19 protein-coding genes are annotated in these 20,647 nt (G+C 61.6%); 12 read left to right on the top strand and 7 right to left on the bottom strand.

What is annotated here, in order from left to right:
* The first annotated feature begins 56 nt into the window (after window positions 1-56).
* The 4 genes from trxB (at window position 57) to infA (ending at window position 2,860) form a co-directional block, all read left to right on the top strand.
* Window positions 57-1,007, top strand: a complete 951-nt coding sequence (gene trxB, locus BLS08_RS08125) for a thioredoxin-disulfide reductase (protein WP_017677062.1) — start codon at window positions 57-59, stop codon at window positions 1,005-1,007.
* A gap of 55 nt (window positions 1,008-1,062) precedes the next feature.
* On the top strand, window positions 1,063-1,743 hold the full coding sequence (gene aat, locus BLS08_RS08120) for a leucyl/phenylalanyl-tRNA--protein transferase (protein ID WP_017677063.1): 681 nt from the start codon (window positions 1,063-1,065) through the stop codon (window positions 1,741-1,743).
* Between the two features lie 53 nt (window positions 1,744-1,796).
* Window positions 1,797-2,504 carry an arginyltransferase gene (locus tag BLS08_RS08115; RefSeq protein ID WP_017677064.1) on the top strand — a complete coding sequence of 236 codons (708 nt, stop codon included), beginning with the start codon at window positions 1,797-1,799 and terminating at the stop codon, window positions 2,502-2,504.
* A gap of 137 nt (window positions 2,505-2,641) precedes the next feature.
* A complete protein-coding gene (gene infA, locus BLS08_RS08110; RefSeq protein WP_002553999.1) occupies window positions 2,642-2,860 on the top strand; it encodes a translation initiation factor IF-1 in 219 nt (72 codons plus the stop codon).
* Between the two features lie 95 nt (window positions 2,861-2,955).
* Here infA and clpA read toward each other — a convergent pair whose 3' ends face one another.
* Window positions 2,956-5,226: an ATP-dependent Clp protease ATP-binding subunit ClpA gene (gene clpA, locus BLS08_RS08105; RefSeq protein ID WP_017677065.1), complete on the bottom strand. Its 2,271-nt coding sequence runs from the start codon at window positions 5,224-5,226 to the stop codon at window positions 2,956-2,958.
* 29 nt (window positions 5,227-5,255) lie between these two features.
* Window positions 5,256-5,618 carry an ATP-dependent Clp protease adapter ClpS gene (gene clpS / locus BLS08_RS08100; RefSeq protein ID WP_003460431.1) on the bottom strand — a complete coding sequence of 121 codons (363 nt, stop codon included), beginning with the start codon at window positions 5,616-5,618 and terminating at the stop codon, window positions 5,256-5,258.
* Between the two features lie 231 nt (window positions 5,619-5,849).
* On the opposite strand from clpS, the gene cspD reads away from it, so the two are divergent.
* A complete protein-coding gene (gene cspD / locus BLS08_RS08095) occupies window positions 5,850-6,119 on the top strand; it encodes a cold shock domain-containing protein CspD (protein ID WP_017677067.1) in 270 nt (89 codons plus the stop codon).
* A 76-nt stretch (window positions 6,120-6,195) separates the two neighbouring features.
* On the opposite strand, the gene icd is transcribed toward cspD, so the two are convergent.
* Window positions 6,196-7,452, bottom strand: a complete 1,257-nt coding sequence (gene icd / locus BLS08_RS08090) for an NADP-dependent isocitrate dehydrogenase (RefSeq protein ID WP_017677068.1) — start codon at window positions 7,450-7,452, stop codon at window positions 6,196-6,198.
* Between the two features lie 360 nt (window positions 7,453-7,812).
* Here icd and BLS08_RS08085 point away from each other — a divergent pair, with 360 nt between their 5' ends.
* Both BLS08_RS08085 and BLS08_RS08080 read left to right on the top strand, forming a co-directional pair.
* Window positions 7,813-10,041: an NADP-dependent isocitrate dehydrogenase gene (locus tag BLS08_RS08085; RefSeq protein ID WP_017677069.1), complete on the top strand. Its 2,229-nt coding sequence runs from the start codon at window positions 7,813-7,815 to the stop codon at window positions 10,039-10,041.
* A gap of 163 nt (window positions 10,042-10,204) precedes the next feature.
* Window positions 10,205-10,642 (top strand): NUDIX hydrolase, encoded by a 438-nt coding sequence (locus BLS08_RS08080; protein WP_017677070.1) that lies wholly within the window; start codon window positions 10,205-10,207, stop codon window positions 10,640-10,642.
* A gap of 33 nt (window positions 10,643-10,675) precedes the next feature.
* Here the strand turns inward: BLS08_RS08080 and BLS08_RS08075 are convergent, their stop codons facing one another.
* The 4 genes from BLS08_RS08075 to BLS08_RS08060 form a co-directional block, all read right to left on the bottom strand.
* Window positions 10,676-12,058 carry a tripartite tricarboxylate transporter permease gene (locus BLS08_RS08075; protein ID WP_017677071.1) on the bottom strand — a complete coding sequence of 461 codons (1,383 nt, stop codon included), beginning with the start codon at window positions 12,056-12,058 and terminating at the stop codon, window positions 10,676-10,678.
* Window positions 12,058-12,585 carry a hypothetical protein gene (locus BLS08_RS08070; RefSeq protein WP_017677072.1) on the bottom strand — a complete coding sequence of 176 codons (528 nt, stop codon included), beginning with the start codon at window positions 12,583-12,585 and terminating at the stop codon, window positions 12,058-12,060. Before BLS08_RS08070 ends, BLS08_RS08075 begins: the two co-directional genes overlap by 1 nt.
* A 135-nt stretch (window positions 12,586-12,720) precedes the next feature.
* A complete protein-coding gene (locus BLS08_RS08065; protein ID WP_017677073.1) occupies window positions 12,721-13,632 on the bottom strand; it encodes a hydroxymethylglutaryl-CoA lyase in 912 nt (303 codons plus the stop codon).
* Complete coding sequence (locus BLS08_RS08060; RefSeq protein WP_017677074.1) at window positions 13,629-14,915, bottom strand: hydroxymethylglutaryl-CoA reductase, degradative; 1,287 nt, start codon at window positions 14,913-14,915, stop codon at window positions 13,629-13,631. The genes BLS08_RS08065 and BLS08_RS08060 overlap by 4 nt, the downstream gene beginning before the upstream one ends.
* A 117-nt stretch (window positions 14,916-15,032) precedes the next feature.
* Between BLS08_RS08060 and BLS08_RS08055 the strand changes: the two genes are divergently transcribed.
* From BLS08_RS08055 to purB, 5 genes are all read left to right on the top strand, one after another.
* A complete protein-coding gene (locus BLS08_RS08055) occupies window positions 15,033-16,418 on the top strand; it encodes an aminotransferase-like domain-containing protein (RefSeq protein WP_026088579.1) in 1,386 nt (461 codons plus the stop codon).
* Between the two features lie 88 nt (window positions 16,419-16,506).
* Entirely contained in the window at window positions 16,507-17,619 is a 1,113-nt protein-coding gene (gene mnmA / locus BLS08_RS08050; protein WP_017677076.1) for a tRNA 2-thiouridine(34) synthase MnmA, read from the top strand.
* Entirely contained in the window at window positions 17,616-18,236 is a 621-nt protein-coding gene (hflD, locus tag BLS08_RS08045; protein ID WP_017677077.1) for a high frequency lysogenization protein HflD, read from the top strand. The genes mnmA and hflD overlap by 4 nt, the downstream gene beginning before the upstream one ends.
* Window positions 18,237-18,238: 2 nt before the next feature.
* Window positions 18,239-19,102 carry a DMT family transporter gene (locus BLS08_RS08040; protein ID WP_017677078.1) on the top strand — a complete coding sequence of 288 codons (864 nt, stop codon included), beginning with the start codon at window positions 18,239-18,241 and terminating at the stop codon, window positions 19,100-19,102.
* A 148-nt stretch (window positions 19,103-19,250) separates the two neighbouring features.
* Entirely contained in the window at window positions 19,251-20,621 is a 1,371-nt protein-coding gene (purB, locus tag BLS08_RS08035) for an adenylosuccinate lyase (RefSeq protein WP_017677079.1), read from the top strand.
* Window positions 20,622-20,647 lie beyond the last annotated feature (26 nt).

Here is a 20,647-nt window from a genome sequence, read left to right as displayed (position 1 = left end):
GCGGCTCAATTGGAGCACGCATTCTCTTTTGTGACAAAGGCTTATGGGGTTTTTTTATGAGCGAAGTCAAGCATTCCCGCCTGATCATCCTGGGTTCCGGCCCTGCCGGTTATAGCGCCGCCGTTTATGCCGCGCGCGCCAACCTCAAGCCCGTGGTCATCACCGGCATCCAGCCTGGCGGTCAGCTCACCACCACCACCGAAGTGGACAACTGGCCGGGTGACGTCGAAGGTCTCACCGGCCCGGCGCTGATGGAGCGCATGCAGAAACACGCCGAGCGCTTCGACACCGAGATCATCTACGACCACATTCATACCGCCGAGTTGCAGAGCCGCCCCTTCGTGCTCAAGGGCGACAGCGGCACTTACAGCTGCGATGCACTGATCATCGCCACTGGCGCCAGCGCCCAGTACCTTGGCCTGCCATCGGAAGAGGCATTCTCCGGCAAGGGCGTCTCCGCCTGCGCCACCTGCGACGGCTTCTTCTATCGCAACCAGGTGGTGGCTGTGATAGGCGGCGGCAACACCGCAGTGGAAGAGGCACTGTACCTGTCGAACATCGCCAAGGAAGTGCACCTGGTGCACCGCCGCGACAAACTGCGCTCGGAGAAGATCCTGCAGGACAAGCTGTTCGACAAGGTCGAGAACGGCAACATGCGCCTGCACTGGAATCACACCCTGGACGAAGTGCTGGGCGACCAGAGCGGCGTGACCGGCATGCGCCTGAGAAGCACCCTCGACGGTAGCACCAAGGAGCTGGCCCTGGCTGGCGTGTTCATCGCCATCGGCCACAAGCCCAACACCGAGCTGTTCGTCGGCCAGTTGGACATGCATGACGGCTACCTGAAGATCAAAGGCGGCAGCGAAGGCAATGCCACCGCTACCAGCATCGAAGGTGTGTTCGCCGCCGGCGACGTGGCCGATCACATCTACCGTCAGGCCATTACCTCCGCTGGCGCCGGCTGCATGGCCGCGCTGGATGTCGAGAAGTTTCTCGACGGCAACTGATGGACAAGGGCGAGCACCTCCGCTCGCCCTCCCCTCCTCCGCTGGACAAGCGCACATGCTCACCTGGCTGCAACGCGACTCACTGCAGTTCCCGCCATTGGCTAAAGCCATGCGCGAGCCTAATGGCCTGCTGGCCGCTGGCGGCGATCTGAGCGCCGACCGCCTGATCAGCGCCTATCGACATGGCTGCTTTCCCTGGTTTCAGGATGGCCAGCCAATTCTCTGGTGGTCGCCCGATCCGCGCACCGTTCTGTTCCCTGATGAGCTGCATGTTTCCCGCAGCCTGGCCAAACTGCTGCGCCAGCAGCATTATCGCGTCACCTTCGACCAGAACTTCGCCGCCGTCATACAGGCCTGCGCCGAGCCACGCGCCTACGCCGATGGGACCTGGATTACCCGCGGCATGCAGGAGGCTTACCTGCAGCTGCATCAGCGCGGCACCGCCCACTCCGTGGAGGTCTGGAGCGGGGACGAACTGGTCGGAGGGCTTTACGGCCTGGCCATCGGCCAGCTGTTTTTCGGTGAGTCCATGTTCAGCCGTGCCGACAATGCATCCAAGGTCGGTTTCGCCACCTTGGTCGGCAAGCTGCGAGACTGGGGCTTCGTCCTCATCGACTGCCAGATGCCCACACAGCACCTGCACAGCTTCGGCGCCAGGGCTATACCGCGCGCCAGCTTCGCCGAATACCTTAAGCGTCACCTCGATCTGCCCACCGGAGCAGATTGGCTCGCCTAGTCGATATTCGCAGCCTGGCATACACTCTTATCAGGCTTCCCCGAGACACCGCCATGACCGAGCTGGCCCGCCTGAAGTTCTATGCCACTCAACCCCATCCATGCAGCTATCTGCCGGAAGAACAGGCCACCACCCTGTTTCTTGACCCCAGCCAGCCCATGGATGTGCTGGTTTATGCAGAACTTTCGGAAATGGGCTTTCGCCGCAGCGGCGACCACCTCTACCGACCGCATTGCCAGCAGTGCACCGCCTGCATTCCTGCACGCATTCCTGCTGCGCGCTTCACACCTAACCGCCAGCAGCGGCGCATCCTCAAACGCAATGAAGACATCGTCGTTCGCTGCGTGCGCCCGGCATTCACTGAAGAATATTACGATCTCTACGTGGGCTATATCGAGCAGCGCCACGCTGATGGTGACATGTATCCACCGAGCCGCGACCAGTTCTCGACCTTTCTGATTCGCGACCTGCCGTTCTCACGCTTCTACGAGTTTCGTCTGCAGGGCAGGCTGGTCGCCATCGCAGTCACTGACGTTCTGCCAAACGGTCTGTCGGCGGTTTATACCTTCTATGACCCCACCGAAGAACGCCGCAGCCTGGGGCGATTCGCCATCCTCTGGCAAATCGGCGAGGCCGAGCGCCTGGGATTGGAGGCCGTCTACCTCGGCTACTGGATCAAGAATTGTCGGAAGATGAACTACAAGACCCAGTACCGCCCCATCGAACTGTTCGTTAATCAGCGCTGGACACTGCTTACCTAGCCTATCAGCCACCACCCCAGTCAGTTCGACACTCCAAGCCACTTGGCGCAGCCCACTGTTTTCGGGCACAATGCACGCCGCTTTTGCCTGGCGCCAGTTGCACCGGGCCATTTCCTGGATACCGAGGGCTTTACTGCATGTCGAAAGAAGACAGCTTCGAAATGGAAGGCACTGTCGTCGACACCCTGCCCAACACCATGTTCCGCGTGGAGTTGGAAAACGGGCACGTCGTTACCGCGCACATCTCCGGCAAGATGCGCAAGAACTACATCCGCATTCTCACTGGTGACAAGGTGCGCGTTGAGCTGACACCTTATGACTTGAGCAAGGGCCGCATCACCTACCGCGCCCGTTAAGCCAAGCACCAAACGAAAACGCCCGGCATATGCCGGGCGTTTTCGTTAGCTCACTGAAAGCCACCAGGGCTTTCAGTGCACTTGAGGCCATTCGATCAGGCGACCTCTGCCGCCGTCTCGAACTCGAAGCTGGGCTCGCCATCCTTGATGTCGATGTGCACCACACCGCCATGCTCGGCCAGCTCGCCGAAGAGGATTTCCTCTGCCAGCGGACGCTTGATCTTGTCCTGGATCAAACGTGCCATCGGCCGTGCGCCCATCATCACATCGTAACCGCGCTCGGCAAGCCAGCTGCGCGCCGCATCGCTGACCTCCAGCGTGACACGCTTGTCCTCCAACTGCGCCTGCAGTTCGGTGAGGAACTTGTCGACGATGCTCTTGATCGTCTCGTGACTGAGGCGACCAAACTGGATGATGGTGTCCAGACGGTTGCGGAACTCCGGTGTGAAGCTCTTCTTGATCACTTCCATGGCATCGGTGGAATGATCCTGCTGGGTGAAGCCGATCGACGCACGCGAAGCGGTTTCCGCGCCAGCGTTGGTGGTCATGATCAGGATCACGTTGCGGAAGTCCGCCTTGCGCCCATTGTTGTCAGTCAGCGTGCCGTGGTCCATCACCTGCAGCAGCAGGTTGAAGACTTCCGGATGCGCCTTCTCGATCTCATCGAGCAACAGCACGCAGTGCGGCTGCTTGGTGATCGCCTCGGTCAGCAAGCCACCCTGGTCGAAACCAACGTAACCGGGCGGCGCACCGATCAGGCGCGACACGGTGTGACGCTCCATGTACTCGGACATGTCGAAACGCACCAGCTCGATACCCATGGCCTTGGCCAACTGCCGTGCGGCCTCGGTCTTGCCCACGCCAGTAGGGCCAGCGAAGAGGAAGGAGCCGACCGGCTTGTCCGGCGCCTTGAGGCCGGCACGCGACAGCTTGATCGCGGTTGCCAGCGAGTCGATGGCAGCATCCTGGCCGAACACGGTGAGCTTGAGGTCACGCTCCAGATTACGCAGTAACTCCTTGTCGGAGCTGGACACGTGCTTCGGCGGAATCCGCGCGATCTTGGCGACGATATCCTCGACCTGAGCCACCTCGATACGCGCCACGCGCTTGTCTTCCGGCTGCAGACGCTGGTAGGCGCCGGCCTCGTCGATGACGTCGATGGCCTTGTCCGGCATGTGTCGATCATTGATGTAGCGCGCAGCCAACTCAGCCGCTGCACGTAGGGCTTCATCACTGTATTCGATGTGATGATGCTGCTCGAAGCGCGCCTTGAGCCCCTTGAGAATGCCGACGGTGTCCTCTACCGAAGGCTCGACCACGTCGACCTTCTGGAAGCGTCGCGCCAGCGCACGGTCTTTCTCGAAGATGCCGCGGAATTCCTGGAAGGTGGTGGAACCGATGCAGCGGATTTCACCAGAGGACAGCATTGGCTTGAGCAGGTTGGAGGCATCCATGACCCCGCCCGACGCCGCGCCAGCACCGATGATGGTGTGAATCTCGTCGATGAAGAGGATCGCATGCGGCCGCTTGCGCAGCTCATTGAGCAGCGCCTTGAAGCGCTTCTCGAAGTCGCCGCGGTACTTGGTGCCGGCCAGAAGTGCACCGAGGTCCAGGGAATAGACCACGCTGTCGGCCAGCAGATCAGGCACCTGCTCGTCGACGATACGCTTGGCCAGGCCTTCGGCGATGGCTGTCTTGCCGACACCGGCCTCGCCTACCAGCAGCGGGTTGTTCTTGCGCCGACGCGCGAGAATCTGCGCAACGCGCTCGACTTCATGCTCGCGACCGACCAGTGGATCGATACGCCCCTGACGAGCCAGTTCGTTGAGGTTGCTGGCGTAGGCATCCAGCGGATTGCCGGAAGCTGAGGACTCGCCGCCCTCCTCATCCTGCATGTCCTGATCATTCTCGTGCTGATCGCCATGCCCCGGCACCTTGGAGATGCCATGGGCGATGTAGTTGACCACATCGATGCGGGCCACGCTCTGCTGCTTGAGCAGGAACACGGCCTGGCTTTCCTGCTCGCTGAAGATCGCGACCAGCACGTTGGCGCCGGTCACCTCACGCTTGCCGGAGCTCTGCACATGGAAGACAGCACGCTGCAAAACGCGCTGGAAGCCCAGAGTCGGCTGGGTTTCGCGGTCTTCATCGTGCTGAGGAATCAGTGGCGTAGTGGAGTCGATGAACTCCTGCAGATCGTGGCGCAGCTTGTCGAGGTTGGCCCCACAGGCCCGCAGCACACTGGCGGCTGCCTCGTTATCCAGCAAGGCGAGCAGCAGGTGCTCGACCGTCATGAATTCATGACGCTTGGCACGGGCCTCCTTGAAAGCCAGATTGAGGGTGACTTCGAGCTCTCGATTCAACATAGCTTCACCTCATACCCAAGTGGCCGGCGTTAACCGTCCTTCTCTATTTCACAGAGTAGCGGATGCTGGCTCTCTCGCGCGTATTGGTTGACCTGCATTGCCTTGGTCTCCGCAATATCACGGGTGTACACACCACACACCGCACGCCCTTCTGTATGGACGGCCAGCATGATCTTGGTCGCCAGCTCCCGGTTCATGCCGAAAAACGTTTCGAGCACTTCGACGACGAAATCCATCGGGGTGTAGTCGTCATTGAATAAGACCACCTTGTACATCGGTGGTGCCTGCAATGCTGGCTTGGATTCCTGAACAGCGATACCAGAGGAGTCATCCTCATGCTCTGCCGGGTGATCCTGATTGAATGTTAGTCGAATCTGGCTACTTGCATGCATGCTGAAATCAGAGGTTCAAGGCCGGGCGAACGGGGATGCTAGAGGGAGTTTGACTGAGTTCTCAGCCATCCGCCGTATAGCCTTGACTAACGGCAAAAGGGTGTTACAACAAATAAATACCCACTGGTGGGTATCAGGGATTCCACGCCTTCGCCCAGCCTGGTCGGTTATCGCGTGGAGTCGAAGTGGATGATACTCCAGAGATGGAGTCCTTTGCAGAGGGATATCAGCATGCTCAGCGGTAAGGTCAAGTGGTTCAACAACGCCAAAGGCTACGGATTCATCCTGGCCGACGGCCGAGATGAGGACCTGTTCGCCCACTACTCGGCCATCCAGATGGACGGTTACAAGACACTCAAGGCCGGCCAGCCGGTCCGCTTCGAGATCGTGCAAGGCCCCAAAGGACTGCATGCCATCAATATCAGCGCGGTTACCGCCAACCAGGACGCCCCCGTGGCCGTACCCCAGGCGCAAACTATCGCGAGCACTGTCGAAGTCTGAGTACTCTGGCAAATCGCCACGAAAAGGCCGGTCATGTGACCGGCCTTTTTTTTCACGCTCTGAATCGGTCTACCGATTACATATGGCTGATCATCGCATCGCCAAATTCGGAGCAGGACATCAGTTTCGCTCCCTCCATCAGACGCTCGAAGTCGTAGGTTACGGTCTTGGCAGCGATGGCGCCGTTGGTGCCCTTGATGATCAGATCGGCCGCCTCGGCCCAGCCCATATGACGCAGCATCATCTCGGCAGAGAGAATGACCGAGCCTGGGTTGACCTTGTCCTGCCCGGCATATTTGGGCGCCGTACCATGAGTCGCCTCGAACATGGCCACCGAATCGGACAGGTTGGCACCGGGCGCGATGCCGATGCCGCCGACTTCTGCCGCCAGAGCATCGGACAGATAGTCACCATTGAGGTTTAGGGTAGCGATCACGTCATATTCGGCCGGACGCAGCAGGATCTGCTGCAGCATGGCGTCGGCAATCACGTCCTTGACCACGATGTTCTTGCCGGTGCGCGGATTCTTGAACTGCATCCACGGGCCGCCGTCGAGCAGCTCGGCGCCGAATTCCTCACGGGCAATCTCGTAGCCCCACTCCTTGAAGGCACCCTCGGTGAATTTCATGATGTTGCCTTTGTGCACCAGGGTCACCGAGCTGCGGTCGTTGTCCACAGCGTATTGCAGTGCCTTGCGCACCAGGCGCTTGGTGCCCGCCTCGGAAACCGGCTTGATGCCGATACCGCACATGTCGGTGAAGCGGATCTTCTTGACGCCCATTTCCTCGGTGAGGAACTTGATGACCTTTTCGGCCTCGGGGCTGCCAGCCTTCCACTCCACGCCGGCATAGATGTCCTCGGAGTTCTCGCGGAAGATCACCATGTCCACGTCCCCCGGCTTCTTCACCGGGCTGGGTACGCCTTCGAACCAACGCACCGGGCGCAGGCAGACATAGAGATCGAGTTCCTGGCGCAAGGCCACGTTCAATGAGCGAATGCCGCCACCAACAGGCGTGGTCAGCGGGCCTTTGATCGAAACCACGTAATCACGCACAGCTTCGAGGGTTTCTTTCGGCAGCCAGGTGTCCTGATCATAAACCTGGGTGGCCTTCTCGCCGGCATAAACTTCCATCCAGGAGATCTTGCGGGCGCCGCCATAGGCTTTTTCGACAGCCGCGTCGACGACCTTGATCATCACCGGAGAAATATCGACACCGATACCGTCACCCTCGATGAACGGGATGATCGGGTTGTTCGGAACGTTCAGCGACATATCGGCATTGACGGTGATTTTGTCACCGCTGGCTGGCACCTGGATCTTTTGGTATCCCATGCTGGACTCCATCTTGTGGTTAGACAGTGTGCATCCCCGAGAGTAGCGCAAACCGCTCGCGGAGACACATGTGCAAAGGTCTTATGCAACTGGGCATTCTGTGGCGAGGTGTCGCAGTGGTATACTGCTTAGGTGACTAACGAGTCATAAGGGGCGACCTGTCTGGAACCAGACAGCAACCTCTTGAACCCGGTAAACGGCCACCACTGTCTGCCGGCTCGAAATGCTCGACACTCTACGGGTGCATCCAACATCACCGCGGCGAGTCCTCGACCCGGCCCCGCCATCATGGGGCTCAAGCGCCTACCCGCGCAGGTCGAGTTTCTATGCGCGCTCAGCAAAGAAGAGAGTTAACCCTAAATGTCCACCCCTTCGAAGATCATCTACACCTTCACCGACGAAGCTCCGGCCCTCGCTACCTATTCGCTTCTGCCAATTGTAGAAGCCTTTGCCGCCTCGGCTGACATCTCCGTTGAAACCCGCGACATCTCTCTTGCTGGACGGATCCTGGCAAGCTTTGCCGACCGCCTGGACGCCGACAAGCGCATCGATGACGACCTGGCCAAACTGGCCGAGCTGACTCTGCAGCCGGACGCCAACATCATCAAACTGCCGAACATCAGCGCCTCCGTACCTCAGCTCAAGGCAGCCATCGCCGAGCTGCAGGCTCAGGGCTATAACATTCCGGACTTCCCGGAAGATCCGCAGAGCGACGAAGACAAAGAAGTTCGCGCCCGCTACGCCAAAATCCTGGGCAGCGCCGTGAACCCGGTTCTGCGCGAAGGCAACTCCGACCGCCGCGCCCCGGCCGCGGTCAAGGCCTATGCACGCAAGCACCCGCACAGCATGGGCAAGTGGAGCATGGCTTCGCAGTCCCACGCCGACTACATGCGCGGCGGCGACTTCTTCTCCAGCGAGCAGTCGATCACCATGGCCAAGGCTGGTGACGTGCGCATCGAGTTCGTCGGCAAGGACGGCAAGGTCGAGGTCAAGAAACAACTCGCTCTGCAAGAAGGCGAAGTGTTCGACAGCATGTTCATGAGCTGCCGCAAGCTGCGTGATTTCTTCGAGAAGACCCTGCAGGACTGCAAGGAAACCGGCGTGATGTGGTCCCTGCACGTCAAGGCGACCATGATGAAGGTCTCCCACCCGATCGTCTTCGGCCACGCCGTCAGCGTTTACTACAAGGACGTGTTCGACAAGTACGGCGAACTGTTCAAGGAACTGGGCGTCAACCCGAACAACGGCATCAGCAGCGTCTACGACAAGATCAAGTCGCTGCCAGCCTCGCAGCAGGAAGAAATCCTCCACGACATCCACGAGGTTTATGCCCATCGCCCGGAAATGGCCATGGTCGACTCGGTCAAGGGCATTACCAACCTGCACATCCCGAGCGACGTGATCGTCGACGCCTCGATGCCGGCAATGATCCGCAACTCCGGTCAGATGTGGGGCAAGGACGGCAAGCAGAAAGACACCAAGGCCGTCATGCCTGAGAGCACCTACGCTCGCATCTATCAGGAAATGATCAACTTCTGCAAAACCAACGGCGCCTTCGACCCGACCACCATGGGCACCGTGCCGAACGTCGGCCTGATGGCGCAGAAAGCCGAAGAGTACGGCTCTCACGACAAGACCTTCGAAATGACCGCCGACGGCACCATGCGCGTCGTGGCTGCCGACGGCACCGTGCTGATGCAGCACCAGGTCGAAGCCGGCGACATCTGGCGCGCCTGCCAGACCAAGGACGCGCCGATTCGCGACTGGGTGAAGCTGGCCGTTACCCGCGCTCGTCAGTCCAACACCCCTGCCATCTTCTGGCTGGACCCGGAGCGCGCCCACGACCGCGAGCTGCAGAAGAAGGTCGAGCTGTACCTCAAGGATTACGACCTGACCGGCCTGGACATCCGCATGATGGGCTACAACGAAGCCATCCGCGTATCCATGGAGCGCATGATCCGCGGCCAGGACACCATCTCGGTGACCGGCAACGTACTGCGCGACTACCTGACCGACCTGTTCCCGATCATGGAACTGGGCACCTCGGCCAAGATGCTGTCCATCGTGCCGCTGATGGCTGGCGGCGGCATGTACGAAACCGGCGCCGGCGGCTCGGCACCCAAGCACGTACAGCAGCTGGTCGAAGAGAACTACCTGCGCTGGGATTCCCTGGGCGAGTTCCTGGCCCTGGCCGTGTCGCTTGAGGAAACCGGCATCAAGACCAACAACGCCAAGGCCAAGGTACTGGGCAAGACCCTGGATCAGGCCACCGGCAAGCTGCTGGACAACAACAAGTCCCCGGCGCGCAAGGTCGGCGAGATCGACAACCGCGGCAGCCATTTCTACCTGGCACTGTACTGGGCACAAGCCCTGGCCGAGCAGAATGACGATGCCGAGCTGAAAGCCCGCTTCACCCCGCTGGCCAAGCAACTGACCGAGCAGGAAGCGACCATCGTTGGCGAACTGGCTGCCGTACAAGGCAAGCCGGTCGAAATCGGTGGCTACTACCGCTCCAACCCCGAGCTGACCAGCAAGGTGATGCGCCCCAGCGCTACCTTCAATGCCGCTCTGGCTGCACTGAATGCCTGATAGGGCTTGAGTGTCAAAAGAACCCCGGTCTTGTGCCGGGGTTCTTTATTTATAGACGCGAACAATCTCCGTAGGAGCGAGCTCTGCTCGCGAAGCCGTTTTTCGCGAGCAGAGCTCGCTCCTACAGAATCCTGCACGCTGATCGTTTTTTGGAGCACCGAAAATGGAGTGGCAACCCCATATCACCGTGGCCACGGTGATCGAAGATGATGGCCGTTTCCTCTTCGTCGAAGAGTTCAAGGCCGGCCGCCTGGTACTCAACCAGCCGGCCGGGCACCTGGAAGCCAATGAATCGCTACGCGAAGCCGCACTGCGCGAGACGCTCGAGGAAACCGGCTGGGACGTCGAGCTCACTGCCCTGCTCGGCATCTACCTCTATACCGCACCAAGTAATGGCGTGACCTATCAGCGCGTCTGCTTCAGCGCACGCCCCGTGCGCCATGACCCCGAGCGCGAGCTGGATAGCGACATCAGCGGCATCACCTGGTTGACGCGCGACGAGTTGGCCGACCAGCCCGAGCGCTGGCGCAGCGAGCTGGTACTGCAATGCGTGGATGACTACCTGGCTGGCATCAGCGGACCACTGGAGCTGCTGCGCTAACACCAGGCGCACCGTTGCGCCCAAAGTTGTCGCTTACCTCAACACGGCCAACATAGCCGGTACGCTCAATACCGCCGTGTAGTAACCCATGAACTGCACGCCGATGTTGAACCCCAGGAAGCGCCCGAGGAAGCCACCAATCAAGCCGATTGTGACCACCACCAGCACTCCGAGCAGACCGCCCTCCCAGATACCCACGACCAATGCCAGACCGATGAAGGTGGAAATCACCGCCTCGTGACTGATCTTGCGGAACACGAAGGATGCAGCCCGGTGGGCGAAGCTCATGGAAAACGGATAAGCGATCAGGATGGCGACAAACACCGCCAACATGCCGTAACCGAAGAACTCCCAGTAGTTCAGCAGGTTGTGAAGGTTGTTGACCTCACCTGTCGCGCTGTCGACGGTAAAACGCGGCGGTGCATTGAACAGCGGCGCAGCCGGCCCGGCAGCTACCGGGCTTAGCGGCAGGCCGAAGGCGATCAGGGGAATCAGCGCTTCCGCGATGTAGGTCGACTCAGTTACGCCATTACGTGCAGTGATCACCGTGGTCAATCGCTCGTATGCCTGCTTGATGCGGGCGCCGATCACCTCGCCCATGATCACGGTCATGGCCACGGGGCTGAAGACGAAGGTGGCACTGGTGACACTGGCAGCCATCGCGGCCATGCGTCTCTGACGCTTGTTGATCACTCGAAACGGATTGGGAAAGTAGCCTTTCCAGCCCTTCATATCCGGAGCCAGGGAAAAGACGCGAAAGCCATCGCGACGCATCTTCTCGCGCTCGCCCGGCGCCAGCAGAGAGAACAGCGAGGCGATCAGCGGCGCGACTGCGATACCGAGGAAATAGCTGACGGCGAGCTTGACGTCGTGCTGAGCCGTCAACGCCTGCAAGGCAACGATAACCAGCACGAATGGCAGCAGCGCCAGCACCGAGGCCCAGCGACCGGCCGAGAAATAAGCGATGGCAAAGGCCGCACAGAGGAAAACCCAGGGAGCGAACTGCTTGATCACATCGCCGAATGGCGCCAGCAACACCGCGAACAGCACCGATAACGGCACTGCGATCAGCGCGGCCATCGCGCCGCCGGTGATCATCTTGCGCAAGGCCACGTGGGGCACGCCGAGTCGGCGCAAGTAGTTGGCGTCCCCGATCAGCGCAGTCGCCATGGTGTCGCCGGGAATCCCCAACAGCGCAGTGGGTACGGCGTGGGTCATATGCTTGGCGACCGCCCCGGCCAGAAAGAAGGTGAGGATGCCGGCTGGCGGCGCACCCAGCATCACGACCAACATGGTCAAGGGCGCCAGGGTGGTGGTTTCATCGGTTCCCGAGACCAGACCGATAGCGGAGAACAACACCGCGCCGAACAAACCAAGTGCCAGAGCCATCAGGATTTCGTAGAGCAGCCCCTCCATCACGAACGCCCTCCGCTTGGCTGCAGGGATGCATGCGCATCCACCTCGGCGTCAGCGGCAGACTCACGCGCCCCCTCCTCTCGCCGCTGAGCGTCGCGAAATAGCTCGTAGAGCCCCAGATCGCGCAGCTCGGCGATCACCTCGGGCGACGTCTCCTCAAGGCGACCAAGGCTGCCGTACTCCTTGAGCAGGTCGTTGACCACTTGCTCACGAAACGCGGGATCCGCCACGTGCTCGACCACATCGCGCTTGGGTTTGAACAGGAAGGCACTGATAGTCCCGCCACCCAGGCAGCCCAGAATTCCGAACAACATGGCGTAGGCCTTGGCCATCTGCGCCGAATCCAGGATGTCGGCAAGAATCCCTAATGCCAATGCATAGGTACCGAGACTGACGACTGCACTGATCAGAATGGCCAGCACGAGATGCCTGGAATCCACGGTGTCGCCCCACACCTCATAGAGGTTGTTGGTATCGCGCGTGACGTCGGACGGCGTTGCGGCCGGCCTGGCAAGTTCTTGAGTCATGATGTCCCTCGCCCTCGCGGGCTCTTGTTGTTATTGAGGAAGCGCTTGGATGGACGACCGCCAGGTCGTCGTTCATGGGTGTCGGGATACTGGGCGTGACACAACCTGCCTGTCATCACCAGCCCTCCGGCACCGTCATCGCGGACGGGCTGCCTTGCTGCGCAGAGCCGTGGCCACTCTCGAGGCCGAGGCCTTGCCCAGCGCGGCATCGATAAAGGCTCCCGCTTCGAGCAGCGCCGGAAGATCAACACCGGTCGCCAACCCCTGCTCACGGAACAGGTAGACCAGTTCCTCGGTTGCCACGTTACCCGTGGCACCTGGTGAATATGGACACCCGCCAAGCCCGGAGATCGAGCTGTCGAACACACGCACGCCAGCCTCCAGAGCCGCCTGAACGTTGGCCACTGCCATGCCATAGGTGTCGTGGAAGTGCCCGGCCAGGGCCGTGACCGGCACTTCGCTGGCGCACGCCTCGATGAGCTGCCTGACCCGCCCCGGCGTACCTCTGCCAATGGTGTCCCCCAGGCTGATCTCATAGCAGCCCATGGCATACAGCTCACGGGCAACTCGAACCACATCAGCCATCGGTACTTCATCGCTGAACGGACAACCAAGCACGCAGGACACGTAGCCGCGTACCGCCACGCCCTGCTCTGCTGCCTTGGCAAGCACAGGCTGGAAGCGCTGCAGGCTTTCATCGATGGAGCAGTTGATGTTCCGCTGCGAGAACAACTCGGATGCGGACGCGAAAACCGCGACCTCCCTGCAGCCCGCCGCCAGCGCGGCATCCAGCCCCTGGAGATTGGGCACCAGCGCCGTGTAGGTCACCCCCGGGTGCTGCCGAAGCCGTCGCAGCACCTCATCGGAGTCGGCCATCTGCGGAACCCAGCGCGGCGAGACGAACGCACCGGCCTCCAGAGTTTGCAACCCGGCTGCGACCAGGCGCTCGATCAGCTCCACGCGTATCGCCACCGGCAGCGTCTGGGCCTCGTTCTGCAGGCCGTCGCGTGCGCCGACCTCTACCAGCCTTACCGCATCCATGGTCATTGAGCACGCTTTTCGCGCAGCAGAACCTCCGCGCGGTCGGCGCGCACATCTCGCGCCTCGACCATTCGCTTGACCAGCCAGTCCACCTCATCGCCACGGGCACCGGCCGACAGCGCGACATTGCGCGCATGCAGGGCCATGTGACCGCGCTGAATGCCTTCGGTGGCCAGGGCGCGCAGAGCCCCGAGGTTCTGCGCCAACCCCACGGCGACCGCAATTTCGCCCAGCTCCTGAGCACTCTTGACGCCCAGAATGCGCAGCGACAACTGCGCCAGGGGATGAGTCTTGGTGGCGCCGCCCACCAACCCCAGCGGCATGGGCATTTCAATGGTTCCGACCAGATGACCTTGGCTGTCCTTCTCCCAGGTGGTCAGTGAACCATAGTGACCATTGCGGCAGGCATAGGCATGAGCACCGGCCTCCACCGCCCGCCAATCGTTGCCAGTGGCCACCACCAGGGGATCGATGCCATTCATGATGCCCTTGTTGTGGGTCGCCGCTCGGTAGGGATCGATCGCCGCAAAGGTATAGGCATCGATCACCCCTTCGATGACCTCGACCCCCTTGTACGCCGGCGTATCCAGCTGCTCCGGCGCAATACGCACCTGGGCGCGGGCCAGACGCAGATCGGCGAGGTTGGAGAGAATGCGCAAACGCACCTTGCCGCCGGTGAGCTGCTCCATCAGCGGCGCCACCGCCTCTGCCATGGTATTGACCGTATTGGCGCCCATGGCATCGCGCACGTCGACGATCAGGTGAGCCACCAGCATCGGCCCGCGCGGGCTATCGATGAAGGTGTGCACCTCGATATCGCGACAACCGCCACCCAGGCTGTTCAGCAACTGGTCCTTGCTGTTGGCCAGAGCGATGATCTCGTCCTTGCTGCGCAGCAGGCTGAGCCGCGCATTGTAGGGGTCGCTGACGCCAATGATCTGTACCTGAGCACGCATCAGGGGCGCACTGCTGGAGGTCTGAAAACCACCAGTCGGCCGCGCCAGCTTGGCCATGAACGAAGCCGCGGCAACCACCGAAGGCTCCTCCACCACCAATGGAATCACTACATCCCTGCCGTTGATGCGGAAGTTGCTTGCCAGTGCGTAGGGCAACTCGAACGTGCCGATCACGTTCTCGATCATGCCGTCGGCGATTTCAATCGGCAGTGCACCGGCATCGCGGAGAAGGGCCGAGTCCTCGGCAGACAGACCGATCAGTTGCTGAACGTAGTCGAGTCGTTTCGAGGGCGACAGATTGCGGAAATTGGGCAGGCGGGAGTCGATGGACATCGGGGAGCTCTCTTGGAGTCGTTTGTTCTTGGTTGCGAAACACTATCCGCACTGTATCCATGAAAAAAGGTACAGTTTGTCCAGACACTTCACCCATGTACCCACGACCTTTTCGCCATGCCCAGACAAACCCTTGCGCAAAGAGTGGCCGACGCCATTGCCAGGCAGATAGCCGAAGGCGCCCTGCAAGAGGGCAACAAACTGCCCTCGTTACGCGAGTACATGCGCCTGCATGGGTACGCCAAGAACACCGTAATCACCGCTTACGAGCACCTGGCATCGCAGGGGCTGGTAGAAGCCCGGCATGGCAAGGGGTTCTTCGTCTGCAAGAACCTCAAAGCGCGCAAGGAGGATGACGAACCAGAGCCTTACACCCGGGCGCTGGACACCATCTGGATGATGCGCCAGCAGTTCGTGCGCGACCCTGGCCATTCACACCTGGGCGAAGGGTTTCCGCCGATCGAATGGCTGATGGACATGCGCCTGGACAAATTCCACCGGCAAGTGGTGCGCGGTGGCGTGTCGACCCTGTTTCGCTACGGAACACGGCTGGGCAATCCCGACCTGCGCCAACGCCTGGTGCAGAAGCTGGCGGACTACCAGATTGCCGTATCACCACGGCAACTGGTGACCACCCTGGGCGCCAACCATGCAATGGACCTGATCATCCGTCGCTACGTGGCCCCCGGCGACACGGTACTGGTCGAGGACCCTGGCTACTATCCCTTGTTCGGCAAGCTGCAACTACAAGGGGCGCGCATGCTCGGCATTGCGCGAGAGGCTGATGGCCCGGACCTGGATACGCTGGAACGCCAGCTGAAGAAGCACCGCCCCAAACTGTTCTTCCTCCAATCCGTGGGCCACAACCCGACCGGCTCCGATCTGTCCCCAGCCAAGGCGCACCAGTTGCTGCAGCTTGCAGAAGCGCATGACCTGCTGCTGGTGGAGAACGACGCCATGGCCGACTTCAAACCCAGCTCGGCGATAAAGCTGACGGCCCTGGACCAGTCCGAGCGCACCCTGTACCTGGGCAGTTTCTCCAAATCGATTTCCGCCGCCTTGCGCGTCGGCTTCATCGCCGGCAGCAAGAAACGCATCGAGGAACTGGCCGACCTGAAGATGCTGCTGCACAACAGCGGCGCCGAGTACAGTGAGCGCACCATCGACGTGATCCTCGCCGAAGGGCACTTCCTGCGCCACCTGTCGCGCCTTCAGGAACGCTTGCGCGCTGCCACGCAACGCGGTCTGGCGGTACTCGACGGTTTGGGCGCCGAGGTGTTCTGCCGGCCCGAACAGAGCCTCTATCTGTGGGCCCGCTTTCCTGGGGCAGATGATGCCAATACCCTCACCCGCCAATGCCTGAGCCAGGGCGTGATGCTTGCGCCGGGCTCGATCTTCGCGGTCGATCGGCAGATGCCCGTGGCCTGGACGCGGCTCAATGTCGCCTACCTGGACGATCCAGCCTTTCGCCGCAGCCTCATGCACCTGGGGCTAGCAGGATAAGAACAACAGTCGCTCTCGCCTGCGCACTGAACGGGCGCAGGCTTTCTGGTAGACTCGGCAACTTTTCAGGCTTCACTCGCAGATTCCCATGCAAGCACCTAGCACCCAACGCGTGATCGTCGGCATGTCCGGCGGCGTCGACTCGTCCGTTTCCGCCCTGCTGTTGATGGAGCAGGGTTACCAGGTCGAAGGCCTGTTCATGAAGAACTGGGACGAAGACGACGGCACCGAGTACTGCACCGCCATGGACGACCTGGCCGACGCCCAGGCCGTATGCGATCGCATCGGCATCAAGCTGCACACCGCCAACTTCGCCGCAGAATACTGGGACAACGTGTTCGAGCATTTCCTGGCCGAATACAAGGCCGGACGTACGCCGAACCCGGATATCCTGTGTAACCGCGAGATCAAGTTCAAAGCCTTCCTCGACTACGCCCTAAGCCTCGGCGCCGACCTGATCGCCACCGGCCACTACGTGCGTCGCCGCGATATCGATGGCCGTACCGAGCTGCTCAAGGGTCTGGACCCGAACAAGGACCAGAGCTACTTCCTGCATGCCGTCGGCGGCGAGCAGATCGCCAGGACCCTGTTCCCGGTCGGTGAACTGGAAAAGCCGCAGGTGCGCGCCATTGCCGAGAAGTACGAGCTGGCCACGGCGAAGAAGAAGGACTCCACCGGTATCTGCTTCATCGGCGAGCGCCGCTTCAGCGACTTCCTCAAGCAGTACCTGCCGGCGCAGCCTGGCGATATCGAAACCACTGACGGCCAGGTCATCGGCCGTCATCACGGCCTGATGTACCACACCATCGGCCAGCGCCAGGGCCTCGGCATCGGTGGTCTCAAGGACGCCAGCGACGATCCCTGGTACGTGCTGCGCAAGGACCTGACGCGCAACGTGCTGATCGTCGGCCAAGGCAACGAACATCCCTGGCTGTTCTCCCGCGCCCTGCTCGCCTCGGACATCTACTGGGTCAACCCCGTGGACCTGAGCACTCCGCTCCGCCTCACGGCCAAGGTGCGCTACCGCCAGAGTGACCAGAGCTGCACCCTGGAGAAGACCGAAAACGGCTATCGCGCCGTGTTCGACGAGCCGCAGCGCGCCGTCACCCCGGGTCAGTCCGTGGTGTTCTATGACGGCGAGGTGTGCCTCGGCGGCGGCGTGATCGAAACCGCCGAAGCCTGGTACGAGGACGCCCGATGAGCCCGCTGCAGGAGCAACTGGTTGCCCTCGGCGCCGTATTCGAAGCCGCCGTACTGGCCGACAAGATCGCCCGCACCGGCCAGGTCAGCGAAGCCTCTATGGGCTGCATGCTGGGCAGCCTGCTGGTGCGCGACCCGAAAAGCACGCTGGACGTATACGGCGGCGACGACCTCAACCTGCGTGACGGTTATCGCGCCCTGATCAGCTCGCTGGAGCGCAACCCATCCGCTCTGCAGCGCGAGCCGCTGCGCTATGCGCTGGCGATGATCGGCCTGGAGCGGCAACTGGACAAGCGCAGCGACATGCTGCAGGTGATGGGCAGCCGGCTGGATCAGATCCAGCAACAGGTCGAGCATTTCGGCCTGGTCCATGACAACGTCATTGCCGCCTGCGGCGGCCTGTATCAGGACACCATCAGCACCTTCCGCCAGCGCATTCAGGTGCACGGCGACATGCGCTTCCTGCAGCAGCCGAACAACGCGGCAAAAATCCGCGCCCTGCTGCTCGCCGGCATCCGCTCGGCGCGCCTCTGGCGTCAGCTCGGCGGCCACCGCTGGCAGTTGGTGTTCAGCCGCAGCAAGCTGCTCAAAGAACTCTACGAACTGACGCGAAGCTGACCATGGAGCCCGCCAGCCGCAGCGTAAAACCCCTTCAGGGTGCCCTGCTGCTGGCGCTCTCGGCGCTGCTGTTCGCCTTTACCGGAGTCGGCATCCGCGAGATATCCGTCAGCGTCAACAACGAGTCGGTGGTGTTCTTCCGCAATCTGGTCGGCGTGCTGTTCTTTCTGCCGCTGCTGCTGGTACGCGGTGTTCGTCCTCTGCGCACGACACGGCTGAAATCCCATCTGTGGCGCACCACCTACGGCCTGGCGGCGATGTACTGCTTCTTCTACGCCATCGCCCACCTGCCACTGGCCGACGCCATGCTGTTCACCTATTCGGCGCCGGTATTTACCCCGCTGATCGCACATATCTGGCTCAAGGAGCCGCTGACGCGGCGCATGCTGATCAGCAGCCTGATCGGCCTGTGCGGGGTACTGCTGGTGGCCAAGCCCAGCGCCGCCCTGTTCGAGGGGCCCGCGCTGTTTGGCCTGGCCGCCAGCCTGCTGGCCGCCTTCGCCTTCGTCTCCATCCGCGAAATGAGCGACAGCGAACCGGCCACGCGCATCGTCTTCTATTTCTCGCTGTTCAGTGCACTGTTCTCCGCCATCCCGCTGACCTGGAGCTGGCAACCGCTCGACTCCACGCAACTTAGCTGGCTGCTGGGCATCGGCCTGCTGGCCACCGCCAGCCAGGTGATCATGTCGCGCGCCTATGGCCTGGCGCCGCCCGGGCTGATCGGCCCGGTCGCCTACCTGGCCATCGTCTTCGCCGGCATCATCGCCTGGCTGCTCTGGGGCGAGACGCCAGACACGCTTTCGCTGCTCGGTGCAGCATTGATCTTTGCCGCCAGTCTGTTATCGGTAGCAAGACGCAGGGCATAGGCGGCCAAGCGTCGGTTTTCATGTATGATATGCGCCCTTTTCGTCAGAGGTCGTCCCGGCACCTGAGCTAGCGCCCGCTTCATCGAAGCCGGCGCGATGCACAGCGATCCAGGATGGCTTTTCAGCCCGACAGCCCGAGAACGCCTACATGCAGCTTTCCTCGCTCACCGCGGTTTCCCCCGTCGACGGCCGCTACGCCGGCAAAACCAGCGCCCTGCGCCCTATCTTCAGCGAATACGGCCTGATCCGTAGCCGCGTACTGGTCGAAGTGCGCTGGCTGCAGCGCCTGGCTGCCCACGAAGGCATCCCGGAAGTCGCGCCCTTCTCCGCCGAAGCCAACGCCCTGCTCAACGAGCTGGCCGAGAACTTTGCCGTCGAGCATGCCGAGCGCGTCAAGGAAATCGAGCGCACCACCAACCACGACGTCAAGGCCGTGGAGTACCTGCTCAAGGAGCAGGCCGCCAAGCTGCCAGAACTGAACAAGGTCAGCGAGTTCATTCACTTCGCCTGCACCAGCGAGGACATCAACAACCTGTCCCACGCTCTGATGCTGCGCGAAGGCCGTGACAGCGTCCTGCTGCCGCTGATGAAACAACTGGCAGACGCCATCCGTGAGCTGGCGGTGAAGTTCGCTGACGTGCCGATGCTGTCGCGCACCCATGGCCAGCCGGCCTCGCCGACCACCCTGGGCAAGGAACTGGCCAACGTCGTCTACCGACTGGAGCGCCAGATCGCTCAGGTCGCGGCTGTACCGCTGCTGGGCAAGATCAACGGCGCCGTGGGCAACTACAACGCGCATCTGTCGGCCTACCCGAGCATCGACTGGGAAGCCAACGCCCGCCAGTTCATCGAAGGTGACCTGGGCCTGAGCTGGAACCCCTACACCACCCAGATCGAGCCGCACGACTACATCGCCGAGCTGTTCGACGCCATCGCCCGCTTCAACACCATCCTGATCGACTTCGACCGCGACGTCTGGGGCTACATCTCCCTCGGTTACTTCAAGCAGAAGACCGTGGCCGGCGAAATCGGCTCCTCGACCATGCCGCACAAGGTCAACCCGATCGACTTCGAAAACTCCGAGGGCAACCTGGGTATCGCCAACGCGATCTTCCAGCACCTGGCCAGCAAGCTGCCGATCTCCCGCTGGCAGCGCGACCTGACCGACTCCACCGTGCTGCGTAACCTGGGTGTCGGCTTCGCTCACAGCGTCATCGCTTACGAGGCAAGCCTCAAGGGAATCAGCAAGTTGGAGCTCAATGCTCAGAAAATCGCTGAAGACCTGGACGCCTGCTGGGAAGTGCTCGCCGAGCCGATCCAGACCGTCATGCGCCGTTATGCCATCGAGAACCCGTACGAGAAGCTCAAGGAGCTAACCCGCGGCAAGGGCATCAGCCCCGAGGCCCTGCTGGCCTTCATCGACGGCCTGGACATGCCGACCGCCGCCAAGGAAGAGCTCAAGCAACTGACCCCGGCGCGCTACATCGGTAACGCCGTGGCCCAGGCTAAACGCATCTGAGCCATACCAGCCTCGAGGACGCCCGG

The organism is Ectopseudomonas chengduensis, assembly GCF_900102635.1.
In the GTDB taxonomy this organism is placed as follows: Bacteria; Pseudomonadota; Gammaproteobacteria; order Pseudomonadales; family Pseudomonadaceae; genus Aquipseudomonas; species Aquipseudomonas chengduensis.
The sequence above is the reverse complement of the archived record's forward strand: the minus strand, read 5'-3'. Positions and strand labels throughout refer to the sequence as shown.